The organism is Clostridium sp. AF27-2AA, from assembly GCF_003478505.1.
Lineage (GTDB): Bacteria > Bacillota > Clostridia > Lachnospirales > Lachnospiraceae > Brotaphodocola.
Genome location: NZ_QUFI01000007.1, coordinates 16,926 through 34,833, shown reverse-complemented (window position 1 = coordinate 34,833; position 17,908 = coordinate 16,926). Strand labels below are relative to the sequence as shown.

The following is a 17,908-nucleotide window of genomic DNA, read 5'->3' as shown; positions in this document are numbered from 1 at the left end:
CACAGAAACAAATCTGGGATATACTAGGGAATGCAGTTTGGCGCTCCAAAGAGCAGCAAAAAGACACCATCTGATAAAAGAATCTTTAATATAAGAAAGTGAGACACCATGATCAATCCGATGAAATTAATGAAAATGAAAAATGCCTGGTCCCGCTTTGCGGCACACCATCCGAAATTCCCGCTCTTTTTAAACGCAATCGTGAGAAAAGGCATCCAGGAGGGTACCATTTTTGAATTCAAAGTCACCTCCCCGGACGGCCAGGAACTTGTCACCAATATGCGCCTCAGTTCCGAAGATATTGAACTGTGGAAGGAAATCTCAGAAGCCATGCGGTAATCTTATGGCTTCATCAGCTGTTCGTACCCGGCCGCGCCGGACGCTTCTCCGACGTGCTGATTGACAGCAGCGGCGCAGCATTGATTCGGCTTCTGGGACCGCTGTTCTGGCGGCATGACAATGAATTATGAGCAGCCCTGGAAAGCCTCATTACTGCGTATGCCAGAATCAGACCATGATCAAAGGCAAGCCCGTGCTCTTCCGTTTCTAACTGTAACCGCGGTTCCAGCTGCCCTGGCAGCTGTTCCGAACGAAACGGAATGCGGATCATTTCCTGTTTCCCACAAAGTTCCAGTACCCAGCGGTGAACCTGCCACAATTCTTCTTTTCTTCTATTCCCGGCCTTCTCGCCCGGCCCACTCGCATCCGGCAGCCGCTCCAGCTTTACCGAAAACCACTCTGCCGCCTTTGCGTCATCTCCCGCTTTTACAGTAATTTCCGACTTCTCAACCAGAGCCAGATACGCGCAGGTAATCACCCAGCGCCGCGGATCCCGCCCCGGCGTGCTGAACGTGCGCAGCTGCTCCAGGCATCCACAGTCCACGCCCGTCTCCTCTTTCAGTTCCCGCGCGGCAGCATCGTCCACCGACTCATCCGGGTTTACAAAGCCGCCCGGCAGCGCATACTGGCCGCGAAACGGCGGACGACCGCGCTGAATCAGAAGCACCTCCAGATGTTCCTCTTCACTGCCACGGGCAAAAATCACCATATCTGCTGTCACAGACGGCTTTGCGTATTTGGAATCATCGTAGGTTTTCACAAATTCCTGATCTTCTTTTGAGAGATTCATCCGTTATTCCTCCCGGCCAGAATTTCTAACGCCGCGTAAAGGGCCGCCACATGTACAGCTTGTTCAAACACGCCATCCCGCAATGCCCTTCGCACATCCTTTAAATCCATGAACTCCACCGCCACATCTTCCATCTCATCCAGATGCTGCTTCGCCGCCCACTCTGTATCCGTTGCCAGATAGCAGTAAGCATATGCTGTAGAATTGGCTGCGTTCGGCGCTGTCTTCATCAGAAACTCCAGCTTTCCGGCCCTGTACCCGGTCTCCTCCAGAAGCTCCCGCGCGGCTGCTGCCTGAGGATCCTCCTCTTTTTCAATCGCGCCGGCCGGCAGCTCCACAAGCACCTTCTCCGCGCCATGGCGGTACTGGCGCACCAGCACCAGACGTTGATCCTTTGTCACCGCTACTACAACCGCGAAATTCGGATCCCGGTGAATATAGAAAGGCTCAATAATCCGCCCGTCCGGCAGTTCACAGCTCGATGCCTCCAGCTGCACCCAGGTATCCTGAAACACAATTTTCCGGTTCAGCACCTTCCAGGCCATATCCCGTTTCTTCTCCATCCAGACTGCCTCCTCTTCCCAGTTACAAATTTAACACTTTAAATACTTTCATTATACGGAGAAGGCAGAGAGAACGCAAGAAAATTCTGGCACGGCAGCTCTTACCGTTTTTACAGGCAATACTCCTGAATCGCCGCTACAATGGCGTTGCGCTCACATTTTACCGTTACCCGGCAGTTGATCTGCATCCGCTTTGGCACAGGAGAAGCATCCCAGTCCCGGACACCAATCAGTGGCTTGTGCATTTCGTTGGCAATGTCGATTGCCAGATCAATCCACTCTTTATAATTCCCATACATTTCCGCGAAAAGTACCACGCAGCCGCACTCCGAAATCTTGCGGCGCAGGAGAAGCATCCGACGTTTTCGGTCCAGTTCTTCCAGTTCATTGTTGTAACTCACCGAATCATCGGTCCACTTAAAATAATTCGTTGTATTCAGCCACTCACACACCGTATCGTAAATTTCACGGCCATTTCTCGCACGGCTGATCACAACATGTCTGTCTTTCAGTACCGGCATTATCATCCCCCCTAACCTGCTGAAAAGAATGCTGCTTCCATGAACGGAAAAAGACAGCTCTTTTCAGACTGTCTTTTTGTAATGTAATGCCTTTATTTTACTGTAGTTTTCCGAAAAGAGACACCTCACTGTCAACTTTTCCTGTTATTTGTCACCTTTTGCCAGTGTCCAGAAACGGACAACATTCGTTTCAGAACAGCTTCCCGGACTTACCCGGTAGAGCCTTCTACCAGCCAGCCTCCATACGGGATGCCACCTTCTCGCGGTATTTCGGGCTGATACGGAATGTCTCGCCGTTCTTTAAGCGGATCATCTGGCTCTTAACCGCATCTACGTATTTCAGATTGACCAGATAGCTGACCTGAACCCGTACAAAATTGTAATCCTGCAGAATCTTCTCGATGTCATCCAGCTTGCCGCGAATCAGAGGCTTATTGCCATTGGCCATATATACATCAATATAATGGTTCCGGCTGACAAGATACATAATCTCGTTCACATCCCACACATGGTACTTCGCGCCCTCCGGCACAATCACCTGCGTTGCGGAAATCTTTCTTTTATAGGAAATGATTGCCTGCTCCAGATCCTCATCCAGATTCGTTTTTCTTACAAAATACAGCGGATTGGTGTCAAAAGAAGCAAACACCTTATCATCATATGCGGATACAAAAACCACTTCCTCAAAACGTCCGGAATTCTTCCACTGTCTTGTAATATCAATTCCGTCCTGCTCCGGCAGCACAATATCCATAAATGCCAGCTGATAAGTTTTATCACACGCCTCCAGCTGACTCAGTCTGCTCATGCGGTCCACTTCAAATTCCAGACCGTACTTTCTAAACAGGGCCTCCACCTTCATCTGCACAAGCTCTGCCAAAATTTTATTATCATCAAAAATTAACGCATTTCTCATACTGTATCCTTATTCTCCCCCAATGAAAATCACGTACCTTATTAATTAAACGAACTCATTATACTAGAGGGAAATATGTTTGTAAAACGTATTTGAAAGATTCAGAAGTTCGCACAAAGAAGCAACGGAGAAACGGGGATTCCATGGCTGTTTTTGCCATAGGCATTGATGAAATTTTGTCACAGTGTACCCTGTGAAATCTCATTCTCTCCGATTCCATTCTTCTTTTCCAGACCTTCAATTCCGCTTTTAACCATATAACCAAGCAGATTTTCTCCGGATTCCTTCATCTCCAGCCAGATCCGGAAGCTGTTCGCCTCTCCATCTTTAAAGTCGCAAAGTTCTCCATCCAGGGCAATCAGTTCTCTGGATTTTGATTTCGTTAAAACAGACGAATTATTTTTTTACCATATATTGCCATAATATCCACTGCTTCTCCCCAAAACTGCTGATATCGTCTTGATGGATAATTTTTCCTATTTCGGTCTCCGTAATCCACCCTTTCGGCGCAAGCCAAATCCATGCAGATAGATTTCCGGCATGTTGATTCTTTCATCCGTGTTTTTCTGTATGATACCCAAAGACATCAGCAGATTCATTAATTCTTCAACCGTTCTAACAGGAGGTTTCACTTTCGTATCCATATCAAGAAGCTGTTTCATCTTCTTTCTGAACTCCATCCCCGGCATCAGCAATGTTTCTCCTTCCAGAACCGTCTTCAAGTTTTCCAGCCACGGAAAGTCCTCTTTCAATTCAGCCACACGATCTGCGGATACCTCCTGAACTGCCCCCTGAATGGAAGATGCCGTCAATAAAGCTGTTGTTGACTGCGTCTTAGGATTCTGCAGCATCACCTTAGCAGCACAGGCATAACACTTTAAAAAAGATCTCGGTGCCAGGTCTCCATTGGCATCCTGCAGATGATTCGGTACCCAGGAATAACTGTCTCCCTTTTTCGGAGATGCTCCCATATAACGTCCTATCAGATAAATAATAAATCTTCTGATGATTTCTTCCTCTTCCGTCGGAAGATAACCAACAGAAGGATTCTCCTGAACCAGCCCCGGAACTGCTGACATATATTCTATCATTTCCCGTGTCTGCTCCTCCGTTTTTGCATTGGCAAGCCGACGAATCAGGAGACGGTACAAAGAAAGCGTATTCCAGCTTAAATCAATCTGCCGGCTTCCCAGTTTTGATGCATCCGGAAACTGCAGGCTTTCTGAGTTCCGCAAATCTGTACGGATAAAGACCTTGCATTTCAGCCTGCGCCAGCGTGTGCTGACCGAGAACCAGTACATGATTAATGTACGGATATAAGAATACATGATATCATGGTCCGGACTGATTCGGTCAATCTGATCATATGCCATAATTAGCCAACGATCTCTCCGCGCAAGAATTTCATCCACCTCGTCCAGAAAATTTTCCCAGTTTTCCGGGTGTTCCTGATAAAGCGAAAGCCATTTGCCCGGCGATTTTAATGTGGTTTTCTTTTCAAACAATTCCAATTCCTGCTGTGAAAAAAACTCTTCTGCCACTGTACAAACTTCCGTATCATTGGCAAAAAAGGCTAACAGCTTCAATACAATAGCCCCCACCCAGAATGCCATTGTGTCCTTATCTTCCTGAAGAGTTCCTAAAACATTTTGATTTGGCAAACTGTTATCTTCCTTCGAATACCCCACCAAAACATCCGTATTTTTATAATTTGGCCTGTTAAAATAAATTCCAGCTCCGATTACACGACGAAATCCATCTTCACCCACAAATGTCTTAAATACCCTGGTCTTTCCCGCACCTCGTCCGCCTACGATCAGGAACTTTGTAGGATCCTGCAATTCCTGATACTGCTTTACCTGCAGGAAACTGCGGATATCCTCCATCTCATATTCGGTTGTTCCACCAAGCTGCTCAAATGTTTCAAGCAAAACTGTCCTGTCCACTGTTTTCCGCATCTCCTTCCTGAGCTTCCCCAAACCGTTCCATGATCCGTTCTGCTATCTCCCGATAAGGCTGATCAGACAACTGGGTTTTCAAATCTTCTGTTCTATTCTCGTCATATAACGGAATATCCCCCGACAAAGCAGGCATGTACCGAACAAACACTGGATCATGAGCTTCTCTGCTGGCCCGGATTCCTGGCTGCATATCGTTGTCATAATAATCTGAACAAAATACTTCATAGGACTTTTGCCGAAAGTGTTCTTTTTCTTCCTCAGACACAATTCCATTCACTCCGCAAGCACTGTCCACCATAATCGCAAATGGCTTGTCAGCCTGACTTGTTGCAATGGTTCGTACCGCCTGCTGAATTCCAAACCACGACTGGAAACTGTCTTTTCCAAAAAGCACTATGCCATGAGGAATCTGTGCCGTAACCACTCCGGCCATATCATGAAAGCCCGCTCTGGAATCAATCAAGATATAATCAATTCCACCGCTGCCCTTCAAAGCTTCACAGCAATCCTTCAGAAGCTGAACCAAATTCTTTTTTAAATTTTCTCCCACCAATTCCTGACTGTCTATTCTTGCAAGCTTCAGCAAAAACTCATCGTTCAGTTTTCCTCCGCTTACCAGATACAGATTACCCATACCATTCTCCATATAAACAGGACTGGTCAGAGGAATAATATAGTCTGACATATTCATCGGAGTGTTCGGATTCATGCTCTTTTCCTGCAGATAATCTACCGTTCCTTTTCTAATATAGCCCGCATCATCAGCTGGGAAAAAGAAGGTTGATAATCCCGGTGCTTCCAGATCTGTGTCAAGCATTAAGACATTCTTCTTTCGTCTCAGCAATTCCAATGCCACTGCCGTTAACGCTGTTGTTCTTCCCATGCCACCTTTATAAGAGAAAAAGGTTACAATCTTAGGCAGCACTTCTGAAGCGTCTGGCTGCGTATCTCCATAAGGCCACGCTGCCTGTTCCTTCTGACAGCATTGAATCCATGCTTTCTTTGCAATTCCACGTTCTACCACATACCACTTTACAGACGTATTTGCCCCAGACGGCGGATCCTGATCCTCCACACGCAATTCATGAATCTTACCAAACAAATCCTTCGTCCAGTCTTCTGCTCCTTCTACAAATATCGTGTCTGAAAAGAATCCACCTATATTTGTCGTCAGATCATTTTTCAACACATCCACACTGTTTTCTGCCACTGTATAATGATTCTGCGGTACCACATAAACAGAAATCCGTCCCTTTGCATCCCGCACAAGATTTACTTCATCCAGTCCGGCAAAATCATTCCATCTCGCGATCCTGCTCTTTGCTGTATCCAATGCATTCTCAAAACTGACCAACTATTCGCCCTCCTGCCTCATATTGTTATAAGCCCATCCATTAGCATATTCATAATCACCTGCTCCATACTCTGGGCAAATGCCTGGCAATCAGCCATCTCCTGCTCCGTAACATCAAAGCACCGCTGATATCGTCTTGATGGATGATCCTTGTAGAGTTTTGGCGGCATTATACCTATGGGCATTGCAGAAGCAAGTCCGCTATCTATAGCGGCCCAGGCATTCAGAAGAGAAGAAACCTGTGTCCAGTCCTTATCTATGCCATGCGCAGACGGCCTCAACTGATATTTCCAGTATAACAATGCCTTCTGCGCGCATTCTACTGAGAATGCATAATGACACAAAGCATTTTCATACGCATCTGCATCTCTCAGAATCTCCGCATCATGAAAATGCCGTAACGCTGCCGCCGGATAGTTGTCGTTTGCATTTTGTGGATTTCGGGTATTATTGCCGCTGCCAGCCATGTCTTATCCTCCGAATGAAATAATATGTTTATTATAAAACGAATATGTTTTATGTACAATTGTAAATTTGTATCTATATATCATTTACTCCTACCTCTCCCCCTCCTTCATCAGCAATCCAACCTTACTCTCATAGATCAGCCCATCAATCCGGTTATGATGTTCTGACTCCGATGCCGCAAATATGGTCTTCAGCAAGGTTTCAAGATTTTCCCACCGGAACAATTTTGTATGACAGCAGTCGTTTCGCCGGTTTTTGCATTCGAATAATTTTGCCCGGAAATCGTCCCACCACTGCCGGTCATATACCTCATAACCAAGCTGAGCCATAATACTGCCGAGATTATTCTTCTTATACTTAATGAAGGTCGAGTACCAGCCAAGTGTAAATTCTTCCGGACTGGCATCTTTCAGACACCGGATCCGCTGATCCGGAGAACCGGCAGTCCGCATTCCCCGCATTTGATGATCCGGGAAATAATGCTTTAACGCGTCTGCAAAGCATTCCTGCATCTGCTTAATTCGCCAATCACTTCCTCCGTTGATGGGATATATTCTTCCTCTTCTTCGCTTTCGCCCTGCTCATGCTGAGCCGGGAATGTTGTTCCTCCCGGAATCTGCAGGCATAAATGTTTCAGTTTTTCCTGATCCGGCTGCGCTTTCTGTAATTCGCGATCCAGGCCTTCAAACGCATAGGTGTCTATAATCTCTTTCGCCCTGCTGACGCATTTTGACTGCTTCCATGCCTGAATATCACCAATCACATAGAGCCTGTATTTTGCCCGTGTTGCAGCTACATTTACAATGTTATTGTTGACCCACCGGATTGCCGGCCCGGCATCCGATGATGTATCGCAGCCGAGCAGGAATATGACCTCCGCAGCCTCTTTTCCCTGAAACCGGTGTACCGTTCCCACATTTTTGTCCAGCCAGCCAGAAAGTGACGGCTCATACTTCAGCAGAACACTCTCCCTGTGGTTGTTCTGACAGGCTTTTGCATACTTCTTCACATAATCCTTAATTCCCGATACCACAGTTGTAAACGGGCTTATAATAAACAGATCCGGAGACGGATTCTTTGAAAAAGCGGTTTCCAGCATTTCGATCACTTTATCGCCCTGTTCCTTCACAAAATGTCTCTTTCTTCCCGCTTCTTTTCCGCTTATATTCATCCACTGCGACTGCGCGGCTATGAATGTGGCCAGCTTCTCCGCCTTAGGCTGGGCGGTCTGCTGTTTCATGATATTGTTATAAGAAATGTCATTGGAAATATCATACATCGGAGCAATACATCTTCTGTGCACCAGCAGCGGACAGCCTACCCACTCCTGTGCTCCCTGGTCATTCTCAAGATAGGTTCCGTATGGATTCATAAGATCCGCAAAACGCTGAACGGAGTTTGTCTTATCCGCATAGAGCTTAAACATATCCTCTGTATACGTCTGCTTCAGCACATCCTGGTCATCCGTAACAACAGGCTCCACCTGCTTCGGATCCCCCACAATTACCGCTTTTCCAGCCCGGCAAAGCGCGCCAATCGCCATATGAGGAGAAGCCTGTCCGGCCTCGTCCACAATCAGCGTTCCAATGATATCCTCTTTGACATTTTTTAATAATCTTTGTACAGACGCAAATGTAGAGGATACAACCGGGATAAGTAAAAACAGCGTCTCATAGACCGCAGTCGTGCACGCCTGCAGGTCATCATCTACAAACCTCACCGGATCCGCATCGCCATAGCTTCCGCTCCAGAGGCAGTCCAGATGCTTAAAATTATCTCTGCACTTATTCGATCCAAGAATGAATTCCTTTGTCATCTGAAGCGCATATAAAAACAGTTTTTCACGTTCCCGATTGTAGTGCTCTGAAATCCATGGATTTCTAAGCTGCGCCTTTGTTGAGACATCCATATCCGATGACAAAACATCTTTGATAAATTGACGCTCCAAAACAAAGCCACGCTCATAAGAATCCCGGCTCTGATAACTCAATTTTGCTTTCTCAAGAAGTTTTTTCTGCTCTTTCACTTTCCTGTCCGCAGCAGCAAGCTCCGTTTCTAATCTTTGTCTCTCCGCCTCAATTGCTGCCCGTTTCGCCTGAAATTCTTTCAGTTTTCTGCCATTCTCGTAAATTTCCGTTTCCAGGCTGTCTATCTCATCCTGAGAAGCAGGCAGTTTCCCGTTTTCATCATTCAGTTCCTGATTCAGTTCATTCATCTGCAGCAAATACTGCTCCTGCATTGCAGATGCCTGTGTGATGCCTTCCTGAGCTTCCTTATATCTGGATGATTTAAAAAGCTTTCCAAACAAAGAGACACTCTTCTGCAGCGTATCTATTCTTGTCTGGGCAGCGGCAATATTTTCTCGCTGTAATGCTATTTTATTCTCCAGGTCCGCACAAACGGCACGGATGCCGGTGATTTTTGTCTCAATCTTCTTCTTTTCATCGTTGAGCCGGCCTATGTTTTCCTGCTGTTTTGCAACCGTTCTGTCAAGTTCAGATAACTGCTGAGTTTGTTTCTTCCGCTGAATTTCTGCCTGATGCTTCTTTTCCCCTGCCCTTTTTGAAACATTGGTAAATTCTTTCTCCTGATCGGACAATTGATCCAATTTTGCTCGCAGATCTAACACGAAAGAAAGCTGTGAACCAAACCGTTCCCTCGCAGCGAGATATGTTCTCTTTCTCTTTATTACATCATCATTTCTCTTCATAACTTCCAGAAGTGGAACAATGACGTTCTTTTCCACTTTATCGATATTCGCTTTCTTACCCAGTGAGGCTGATATCAGCCCAAAGGCCTGCTGTTTCTCCTGCTTTCCAATCTCATCATTCAAAAGATCTGTCGCAAATCTGGAAAAATAAATATCCGGCTCGTCCATTACAATTTCTTTTAAACGCGCCTTTTTCTCGCCCTTTTCATTTGTATATTCTTCCCAGATTTTCTGTTTGAACGGCAGCGTTTCTCTGCTTTCAGACACAGTAAATAACCCTGTCAGTTCATCCAGGGCAGCATCATTCGGCCCATCATTCTTTTCTGACGAAGCCAGATCCCCTATGATTTTTTCCTCAAGCGGCAGCTCTTTGGTGATATTTTCTACAGCAGTATTGTTGCTGGATGCCACCAGAATACTGTACCCGGAAATTTTCTTATTCTTCAGCCTGTGATATTTTTTCACCCACTGATTATAGGAATTTCCCGGCCCATTGCCATGCTGAAAAGAATAGTCATCAAACGCCTCATCCGGATCCGCGTACTCCGCAAGAAGCCTTGCTTTCTCAATGATATTGCTGACAATAATTTCCTTTAACAGCGTGGTTTTGCCCGTTCCAGGCGGTCCATTCACGGAAAATACCGGCAGCTTTGCATCCTCATCCGTTGCCAGATTTACAGCGATCTGCTGCATCAAAACCGGCATAAAACGAGAAGGCCATTTCCCTAATGGCGCCTTTTTCGCCGTAAGGGTATCCCGCATAAACTGATATAATTCCTCTTCCTTTTGCGGTTTCACAACATCAAGTCGATGGGGTTTCTTTTCAGAATCTATGCCGTAACGATAAAGGCCCAAAATATAATCAAGAAGAAGCTTTTTCTTACCCTCTGTAAAACTATGATTCCGAATCCCATCCGCAGCCATCGCAAGATCTTCCGAATAAAAATCCATATGAAGACCTATTTCATTCTCTTCTTCTTCGATTTCATTCTCTGACGCATACAATTTGAAATAAACGGTAAGAAATGATCCTCTCGTCTCAGATACGTTTAAATGAAGCGCCTCCAGAACCATATTCTCTATCTGTTTTAACAAACCATAAGAAACCGTATCAGAGACAGCACAGGATTCCTTTAATTCCGATGCCAAATCCCCTTCTTCTATCGGTTCAAATAACCTGCTGATCTGATCCTCAAGCTCTCTGACCTCGGAGTTATACTCTGACACTGCCAGTTTCTGACTGGCATTGGCCGTACCTCCGGATAACCGTTTCATTGCCCATGCCAAAGGAGATATCGACAGTGAATCCGCGACATAGCTGCCATCTTTCGAAAATTTTAATGACGCAAGGGCTATCTCATCATAGTTTTCTTCCGGTTCCTGACCAGCCCATTCCACATTCTGCGCTATGTTCTGGATGCATACTTCCTTCCTCATACAGCCCACAAAAACCGTAAAATCACTCCATACCGGAAGCCGCATGGCCTCTGATTCCGCTTTCACCAAAGTCCGAAGCGTATCTCCCGGCTTAAACCAAACAAAATCCTCTACCTTCTTATTCGGGCGCTTCTTTCTGCCTTCCAGCAGCTGTTTTTTATATGTTAATGCACTCGTTTCTTTCTCCTTATATTTTTTCAGGCTCTGCTGGTTTAAAAATTCCATGATGAACCAGTAATCGAGAATTTTGATTGCGTCTTTTTCATCTGTGGTTAAATTTGCTAGCATGTTTTCACCCCTCTTGAAGTTCTGATTCATTTCTATACGCCCATTCCAGCATCGTCTCCTGATACACAGCCTTTCCGTACTGCCGGATCAGATCCGCTATTTTTACCAGTTCTGCATCTTTCAGCTTATCCAGCTTTTTCATGCGCTCCGGCGAAATCGTTTCTTCCGGGAGATTTTCCGCTGATCTGGCCCGGAGGTAGTATTCCGGCTTATATTCCCATAATTCCAGCCTGCTGCCATACCGGTCCTTCAGTCTCTGGGCTATGCCAAGTCCCTCCGGATCAAAATCCCCGGCATAATGCAGCCTGCTCTCCCGGCTCAGAAGGTCCAGAAGAATCAGCGCTGACAATCTGAGCTGTCCATTGGTACAGACAAACGCTGTTTCGGGATAACGGTTGGAAAGCACCGCAAATACTGCCGGGTTCTCTACTACATATACATCTTTCCCGCCGCAAACCCGCTCCAGACGATACAGGGTCTGAAGCGTACACTGCAGCGGCTCCCGCATCCGGTAAAATCCATCCATTCCGCTATGCCTTGTCCCATCCTGTAAAAATGCCTGGATTCCATAAATTAATACCGTGTTGGACAGGTCATCCTTCAAAATACCGGCACGATATAAAATCCGCGCTTTCCACTCTGTATCCGAATAGGATGGCTGGCGTTTTATCCCATAATGCTTCTGAATAAACAGCCGCAAAAGCCTGTCCGTTGTGGTTCCTTCATCAAAATAGTGCGGATCTCCGCTGATTTCCGCGGCAAAAACCGGCAAGGCCTGAGCAAGCCCGCGGTCTGCCGGCAGATTGTCACAGGCATGTATCAAAACGCGCAGCCGCTGCCCAAGCAATTCCTGGTCTGCCCGGTATTGCGCGTACAGCAGGCTGCGCCCCTCGCACTCCCCGCTTAATATTTCTGCCAGAAATCTTGCCCCTATATCTCCTGATGGGTCTGCGTACTGCGCAAAAAAATCATTCCGGTCAGATTCTTCCCTCTCCCGCTGCTCCTTTTTTCCAATGAATGGACCGCCAAAATACGCGCATAAAATCTCATCCCAGGAAAGAGCCGCAAAGCGGCTGTCTGCCAATGCCCGCTCCAGAAGCTCCACGGAAACCGTCAGCTGTTTTTTTCCATGAAGATTTTTCTGGAAAAATCCCTCCAGCTGGTCCCGTTCCGCCCCGGACCGGATGGAAATGATCGTCTTTCCCCCGATATGGCCAAGGCTCTCTGCTTTTTCCCGCACCTGGCGGAGGACACGGTCAAACACCGGCCGTGCCCGCAGATAGCTGACGCACTCCTCCAGAAGTTTTTCTTTACTCTGCATCGGTCTGAAGCACACGCTCCTTTCCATTCCACTGGTACGGAATCACGGAAACAAACTTCGCGTTTTCCGGACGCACCAGCTGATAGATCGCAAGCTGCGGAACCGTCTCATAATCTCCCCACAAGATCTGGGAGTTGATGATAAAATCGAACTCAAAATCTACCATCAGGCGGAACATATCGCGAATGTTGGTCTCATCCACACCCGCAAAGGCCTCATCCAGCGAAATGATTCTCGGCGCGTCTTCTCTTGCGCCCTTATACTTTGCCACTGCGGCTGAAAACAGCGGCACATACATCGACATGGCTTTTTCGCCGCCACTGAAGGTAAAGAACGCCCGGTCGGTCAGTTCCTTTTTCACTTCCCCGGTCTTCTGATATTCCAGCCTGAACTCAAACCATTTCCGGTAATCTAAAATATCCCGCATCACGGCATGGAACGAAAGGGCCGAATCGCCCTGTTCTGCCTGTCTGCGCGCCTCCGCGATCTTGGAACGGAAATGCCGTGACAGCTGCTCCACTTCTTCCTCCCGCATAATCTCAGCATCCTTCTGAAGCAGCGCCACCAGATCCCTGGTATCCAGCTGATCCTCGTTTTCCGCGCGAAGACTCTTCCATTTCAGGCTGAGCTTCAGGCCACTGGATGTCTTCATCTGTCCCATCAGCTGATCCATGCGCTCTACCCAGGCATTGCTCTCATGAATCCTGGAGCGAATCTTTTTACTGATGGTATTTGCCAGAATATCCTCGAACAGTTCCCGGTCTTTATCACTCAAAAGCCGCTCCTGCTCTTCTGCCTCCGTTTCCAGCCTTCCAATGAGATCCGGGAACTTCATCTCCACGCCGCGGTACCTGCCCACCAGGTCAATACGCCTGGATGATGGAATCCCTGCTTTTTCCTCACGGTCGAGGATGGGCTTCATCTGCAGCGCGTAATCCAGAAGATATCCTCGGTTTTCGTGATATTTTTCCTGAAGCGCACTGTGACAATCGGAAAGCTCCCGCAGCGAAGCATTTCCTCCAATCTGCCGGACCACCTTCTGCGCCTGATCGGCCAGATCCTCTGTTACCGCAAACTGACGCGGAACATAGCCAAGCTCGTACTCTCCGCGAAAATCCTGTTCCAGAATTTTCACACGTTCCCGGCTCTCCAATAACCTTGCGGCATTGTCCCGGTCCTCCTTCTGCTTCTGTGTGATTCTGGCTCTCAGGGTTGCCTGACTACTGACTGCCTGCTCCTTCTCCGCCGGGATCTGGCTTAACCGCTGCACACAGTGATCCAGGGTTTCCCGGATTTCCTCATAATCGGTCATCTGAAGCTGACTGCGGACACGCTCCAGACGTTCCTTCAGGCCGGAAAGCTTTCTGCGGATATCTGCCAGATCATAACGGATATCATCCAGATCCGCATCCGCTTCCTCCAGGGAAGCCTGCTGGGTTCTGAGTGCCGCGCAGCCATTCCGGTAGGCGTGATGACTGATCTGAATCCGGCCAAGCAGATCCCGGTACTGCAAAATGGTCTCCCCCGCTTCCCGGAACAGATCCAGTCTCGGCGCAAGATACGCCTTTTCACAGATTTCTACAACCTGGATTTTCACTTCATTTAACTGTTTTCCGGCTTCATCCAGACTCTCGCGGGCCTGCTTCACCAGTTCTTCCATGCGGGAAGCCAGCAGAACCGCCTTTCCAAATGCCTTTGCAGTCTCCTTCAGATCCGCTCCGTCCGGAAATGTCTCCATTTCCAGCTTCAGCTTTTCCAGTCGCGATTCCTGGCTTCTAACCCGTTCATCTGCCTGTTCCTTCTCCGCTGTCAAGACCGCGCACGCCTGCTCCAGCGCCTGAATACGCTGCTGCCGGTAACGCTCCCGGGTCCCGGCTCCAATATAGCGTGCCTCCTGCTGCCCGGCAACCGTGCCTTCCAGTACGCCAATCCGGTAATGACCATCTGCCCCGACCCAGGTATCGGCACTGCTTATCTGAAAGCCAATCTGCTCCAGCACCGGCGCGATCTGCTGGTATAAAAGAATATCCTGCTGCGGATTATCCACGGAAAAGCAGGAAAGAATGCTCTCACCGGTCTTCTTTCCATCCCCAAACAGATACCGGTCACACATCCCCGGATCTGTGGCAAGCACCTGCTCCCGGTATTCCTCCGGCACAATCAGCGCATCCAGAATTCCCATCTGTTCCAGCGCTTCTTCCAGACGCGCGCAGGCCTGCGCGTCCATGCCCGGGTCAAAATCCACCACCTCATAAAACGGATAGCATGGAATTCCCAGTTCTTTCAGCCGTTTCCGGTTTGTTTCCACCGCAGAACTTCTCTCCGGTTCCAGTTCCTTCTGATTCCGAACCTGTTCCAGCTCATCCTGCTTTGCTTCCAGGGCCTGACAGACTTCCGTCTGCTTCTGTCTCTCAGCCTGCAGCATTTCACGGATCTGGTCTTCCCGTCCATACGCTTCCCGGCGCACCTCTTCCCGGATTTCATTATAATCAGAATCCTCGTCAAACTGATGCACCGCCCGGGTCAGTGACTGAAGGACTCCGTCTGTCAGGGAAAGCTCCGCATTGCCCCGGCTCCAGCTGTAATACTGCTCCGTCAGTTCACTTCTCTTCTGCTCCAGAAGCTGCTCTGCCTGAATCCGTTCCCGCTCAGCCCGGTCCCGTTCCTCCCGCCTGCGGTCCACCTCCGCGAGCCGCTGGTCATAACGTTCCCGGCACTGTTTTTCTTCCTGTAGGATTTCGATTCCTTCTTCTACTCTTTTCCGGTACACCTCCAGCTGTTTCCGGTGACCGTCAAAATCATACTCCCGCTCCGGATTCTCCCGCAGGTCCCGGGCCATGAAGGAAGCCTCGTCAAAGGGCAGCTCCTCCATAAGCTCTTCGGTCTCATCCAGCATCTCGTTTAACTTATCCAGTTCCAGTTCGTTCTTCTGGGCAAGCTCTTTGAATCCGTAGTCAAGCTCCTGCCACCGTGCTTTCTTTTCCTCTTCCTGCTTCTGCTTCTTCTGTTCCTGGGTCTGTCCTTCCGAAATCTGAGCGACAAGCTCCGTTTCCTGTTCTTTTAAACGCACCGCGTCACTGGCATTCAGAGAATCCTGCTGCTCCCGCAGAATCTGTTCCTCCTCGGTCAGAGCTGCATGCCGTTCCTTCTGGTGTTCACACTCCTGCTCCATCTCATGAATCTCTGTTTCACAGGATTCCGCCAGCGCTTTGTACTCCTTTTGTTTCTGCAGCTCCGCCACATAGCCCTTCGCTTTCTGGCACAGCATTGCCTGATTGTACTGATCATAAACCCGCCGGATCTGGCCTGCTGCCTTCAGGCTCTCCCGCAGGTGATCCAGGTTGGTTTTCAGCGCGTCCATATTTTCGATTGCTTCCGACATCGGACGCAGGTCTTCCTCAGACAGCATCAAAAGAGAATTGCTCAGAATCTCATTGAGCACCGATGGCTTAAAATCTTTGGAGAGCTTCGGAGAACGCAGCTGAATCAGCAGATCCGTCATCTCCTTATATTTCTCTGCCGATTCAAATCCAAATACCAGACGGTTCACCGCGTCCATATATTCGCTCTGGCTGTCCATGACACGCCCGCCCTCACCAATCCGGTTGCGCAGCTCCAGCCTGGTACAGGCAATCTTCTGGTCCACATCCTTATAAAGGAAAAAATCCCTGCCAATCCGCCTTCCATCACTGATGTAAAAATACCAGGTATCCAGCTTCTTTCCACGGCGGGCACGCAGTCCGACCCCAATCGTCAGGTAATTATTCCCCTCTTTGCGCTTCAGCTCCAGATACAGATATGCCGTCCGTTCCTCCCGCTCATCGCCCTCTTCTAACAGATAATTTTCCATCTTTCTTGCCCTGGAGCCAAATGGATCCAGTCGCTCCGGGCGCATATTTCCATCCAGGATCAGCGGGATAAAGCTCTGCATGGTAACGGATTTTCCAGAACCATTGGAACCACGCAGCAGCATCCTTCCATCCGCAAAAGCAAACTCTTCTTCATCATAATACCAGAAATCAATCAGGCCAATCCGGTTCATCTGCCATCTGCTGTTCATTCCTCTGTCTCCTCTTCCCCATTATAATCCACAGGATATTGTCCCAATACTTTTCCGACCACAGGAAAGATTCTCACCCGATCCTGTTCCCGTCCGGTCAGCGAACGCGCCACAGCCACATCTCCAGCATCCAGGGCAATAAAATCCAGTTCCTCCAGATAACCCTGAACTGCCTCACAGAACTCTCCCGGCGTCATATCCCGGTAAGTTTTCACAAATCCAGCCCCATACCTGCGACGGCACTCTTCTAAAAGCCCGGTCAGTTCCGCACGCGATACCAGAATACTTTCATCCGCCTGAAGCTTCCAGGTTCCGGCTTCCACTTTCTTGCGGATCAGAGAGCAGCATAACAGCACAATATCTCCCACTGTTTTTTCTTCCGGAAAACAATGTCCCAGATTGGCGCTCTCGCCCTCAACCAGATACGCGCTTCCCCGGTGAACCTGCAGTTCGCAGCCCAGAAGCGCTTCCAGTTCATCTGATATTCTGCCCTGATAATTCCGGATATAGTTAAAATCCTCGTCTGCTTCCGAGGTCCGGTATACTCCCACATTCATCAGCAATCTGCGGTATACGCGCTGTCTGCGCGCCACACCGCGGTCCGTGTTGACATCGATCCATTCATCGGTTTCAAAATCTTCCATTCCCCGGTATTCCATAATATCCCGCGTAAAATTCCGCATAAAATAACGGCTTGCCCCTGTGTTCCGGTAAAGAACCTCACCGGTTTCACTGCGCATAAAGCTGTCCTCCGTGCCGTCATCAATCTCCAGCATTCCCTCACTGACACAAAATTTCAGGACACGGATCAGATGACGCCTGTGGGTATAGGAGGTCCAGTCAATCTGCACCTCCCGGCACTGTGCCTGCACAAAATCCGTCAGCTGCGACAAAACAAACTGATCTCCCGCCTCCCGCACTTCCAGAAAGCTTAAGATCAGGCATAAAAACACATATTGCAGCGGATCCTGAAACTGGCGGATTCCCATCCAGGGCCTGGCCTTGGCCGGTATCTTCTCCACCCGGATCAGATACGGATTCACGATCACCTGGTATCCCACCTTTTCCGTCAGAAATTTTTTCACGCTGTCCAGTTCATCGCGAACCTGATAATAAAGCTCCCGGTCCCTTGATTTTAAGATCCAGCGCCGGTTCAACAGGGTCTCCAATACATTCATCA

Annotated in this window: 13 protein-coding genes; 1 reads left to right on the top strand and 12 read right to left on the bottom strand. The window is 48.4% G+C overall.

The window, feature by feature from the left end; translation table 11 throughout:
• Window positions 1–108: 108 nt before the first annotated feature.
• On the top strand, window positions 109–339 hold the full coding sequence (locus DWY84_RS05555) for a hypothetical protein (protein ID WP_118531598.1): 231 nt from the start codon (window positions 109–111) through the stop codon (window positions 337–339).
• Window positions 340–352: 13 nt separating this feature from the next.
• Here the strand turns inward: DWY84_RS05555 and DWY84_RS17560 are convergent, their stop codons facing one another.
• The 12 genes from DWY84_RS17560 to DWY84_RS05495 form a co-directional block, all read right to left on the bottom strand.
• Entirely contained in the window at window positions 353–1,129 is a 777-nt protein-coding gene (locus DWY84_RS17560) for an NUDIX hydrolase (protein ID WP_207665123.1), read from the bottom strand.
• Window positions 1,126–1,692 (bottom strand): NUDIX hydrolase, encoded by a 567-nt coding sequence (locus DWY84_RS05545; RefSeq protein WP_118531596.1) that lies wholly within the window; start codon window positions 1,690–1,692, stop codon window positions 1,126–1,128. Before DWY84_RS05545 ends, DWY84_RS17560 begins: the two co-directional genes overlap by 4 nt.
• A 110-nt stretch (window positions 1,693–1,802) precedes the next feature.
• Window positions 1,803–2,213 carry a TIR domain-containing protein gene (locus DWY84_RS05540; protein WP_118531594.1) on the bottom strand — a complete coding sequence of 137 codons (411 nt, stop codon included), beginning with the start codon at window positions 2,211–2,213 and terminating at the stop codon, window positions 1,803–1,805.
• A 226-nt stretch (window positions 2,214–2,439) separates the two neighbouring features.
• The gene (locus DWY84_RS05535; RefSeq protein WP_118531592.1) at window positions 2,440–3,129 is read right to left on the bottom strand and encodes a LytTR family DNA-binding domain-containing protein; all 690 of its coding nucleotides are present in this window, start codon (window positions 3,127–3,129) and stop codon (window positions 2,440–2,442) included.
• A gap of 476 nt (window positions 3,130–3,605) precedes the next feature.
• Complete coding sequence (locus DWY84_RS05530) at window positions 3,606–5,075, bottom strand: hypothetical protein (protein WP_147354282.1); 1,470 nt, start codon at window positions 5,073–5,075, stop codon at window positions 3,606–3,608.
• On the bottom strand, window positions 5,053–6,444 hold the full coding sequence (locus DWY84_RS05525) for a ParA family protein (RefSeq protein WP_118531588.1): 1,392 nt from the start codon (window positions 6,442–6,444) through the stop codon (window positions 5,053–5,055). The genes DWY84_RS05530 and DWY84_RS05525 overlap by 23 nt, the downstream gene beginning before the upstream one ends.
• 17 nt (window positions 6,445–6,461) lie before the next feature.
• Window positions 6,462–6,911, bottom strand: a complete 450-nt coding sequence (locus DWY84_RS05520; RefSeq protein ID WP_118531586.1) for a HEPN domain-containing protein — start codon at window positions 6,909–6,911, stop codon at window positions 6,462–6,464.
• Window positions 6,912–7,001: 90 nt separating this feature from the next.
• On the bottom strand, window positions 7,002–7,424 hold the full coding sequence (locus DWY84_RS05515; protein ID WP_118531584.1) for a hypothetical protein: 423 nt from the start codon (window positions 7,422–7,424) through the stop codon (window positions 7,002–7,004).
• Window positions 7,397–11,347: an AAA domain-containing protein gene (locus DWY84_RS05510; protein ID WP_182434923.1), complete on the bottom strand. Its 3,951-nt coding sequence runs from the start codon at window positions 11,345–11,347 to the stop codon at window positions 7,397–7,399. Before DWY84_RS05510 ends, DWY84_RS05515 begins: the two co-directional genes overlap by 28 nt.
• 4 nt (window positions 11,348–11,351) lie before the next feature.
• On the bottom strand, window positions 11,352–12,668 hold the full coding sequence (locus DWY84_RS05505) for a TIGR02679 domain-containing protein (RefSeq protein WP_182434922.1): 1,317 nt from the start codon (window positions 12,666–12,668) through the stop codon (window positions 11,352–11,354).
• Complete coding sequence (locus DWY84_RS05500; protein WP_118531578.1) at window positions 12,658–16,728, bottom strand: TIGR02680 family protein; 4,071 nt, start codon at window positions 16,726–16,728, stop codon at window positions 12,658–12,660. The genes DWY84_RS05505 and DWY84_RS05500 overlap by 11 nt, the downstream gene beginning before the upstream one ends.
• Entirely contained in the window at window positions 16,725–17,906 is a 1,182-nt protein-coding gene (locus tag DWY84_RS05495) for a TIGR02678 family protein (protein ID WP_118531576.1), read from the bottom strand. Before DWY84_RS05495 ends, DWY84_RS05500 begins: the two co-directional genes overlap by 4 nt.
• Between the last annotated feature and the right edge of the window lie 2 nt (window positions 17,907–17,908).

Bases quoted from the DNA above. Each gene is read 5' to 3' on its own strand.
- DWY84_RS05555 (WP_118531598.1), top strand. From the start codon at position 109: ATGATCAATCCGATGAAATTAATGAAAATGAAAAATGCCTGGTCCCGC.
- DWY84_RS17560 (WP_207665123.1), bottom strand. From the start codon at position 1,129: ATGAATCTCTCAAAAGAAGATCAGGAATTTGTGAAAACCTACGATGAT.
- DWY84_RS05545 (WP_118531596.1), bottom strand. From the start codon at position 1,692: ATGGAGAAGAAACGGGATATGGCCTGGAAGGTGCTGAACCGGAAAATT.
- DWY84_RS05540 (WP_118531594.1), bottom strand. From the start codon at position 2,213: ATGCCGGTACTGAAAGACAGACATGTTGTGATCAGCCGTGCGAGAAAT.
- DWY84_RS05535 (WP_118531592.1), bottom strand. From the start codon at position 3,129: ATGAGAAATGCGTTAATTTTTGATGATAATAAAATTTTGGCAGAGCTT.
- DWY84_RS05520 (WP_118531586.1), bottom strand. From the start codon at position 6,911: ATGGCTGGCAGCGGCAATAATACCCGAAATCCACAAAATGCAAACGAC.
- DWY84_RS05515 (WP_118531584.1), bottom strand. From the start codon at position 7,424: ATGCAGGAATGCTTTGCAGACGCGTTAAAGCATTATTTCCCGGATCAT.
- DWY84_RS05510 (WP_182434923.1), bottom strand. From the start codon at position 11,347: ATGCTAGCAAATTTAACCACAGATGAAAAAGACGCAATCAAAATTCTC.
- DWY84_RS05505 (WP_182434922.1), bottom strand. From the start codon at position 12,668: ATGCAGAGTAAAGAAAAACTTCTGGAGGAGTGCGTCAGCTATCTGCGG.
- DWY84_RS05500 (WP_118531578.1), bottom strand. From the start codon at position 16,728: ATGAACAGCAGATGGCAGATGAACCGGATTGGCCTGATTGATTTCTGG.
- DWY84_RS05495 (WP_118531576.1), bottom strand. From the start codon at position 17,906: ATGAATGTATTGGAGACCCTGTTGAACCGGCGCTGGATCTTAAAATCA.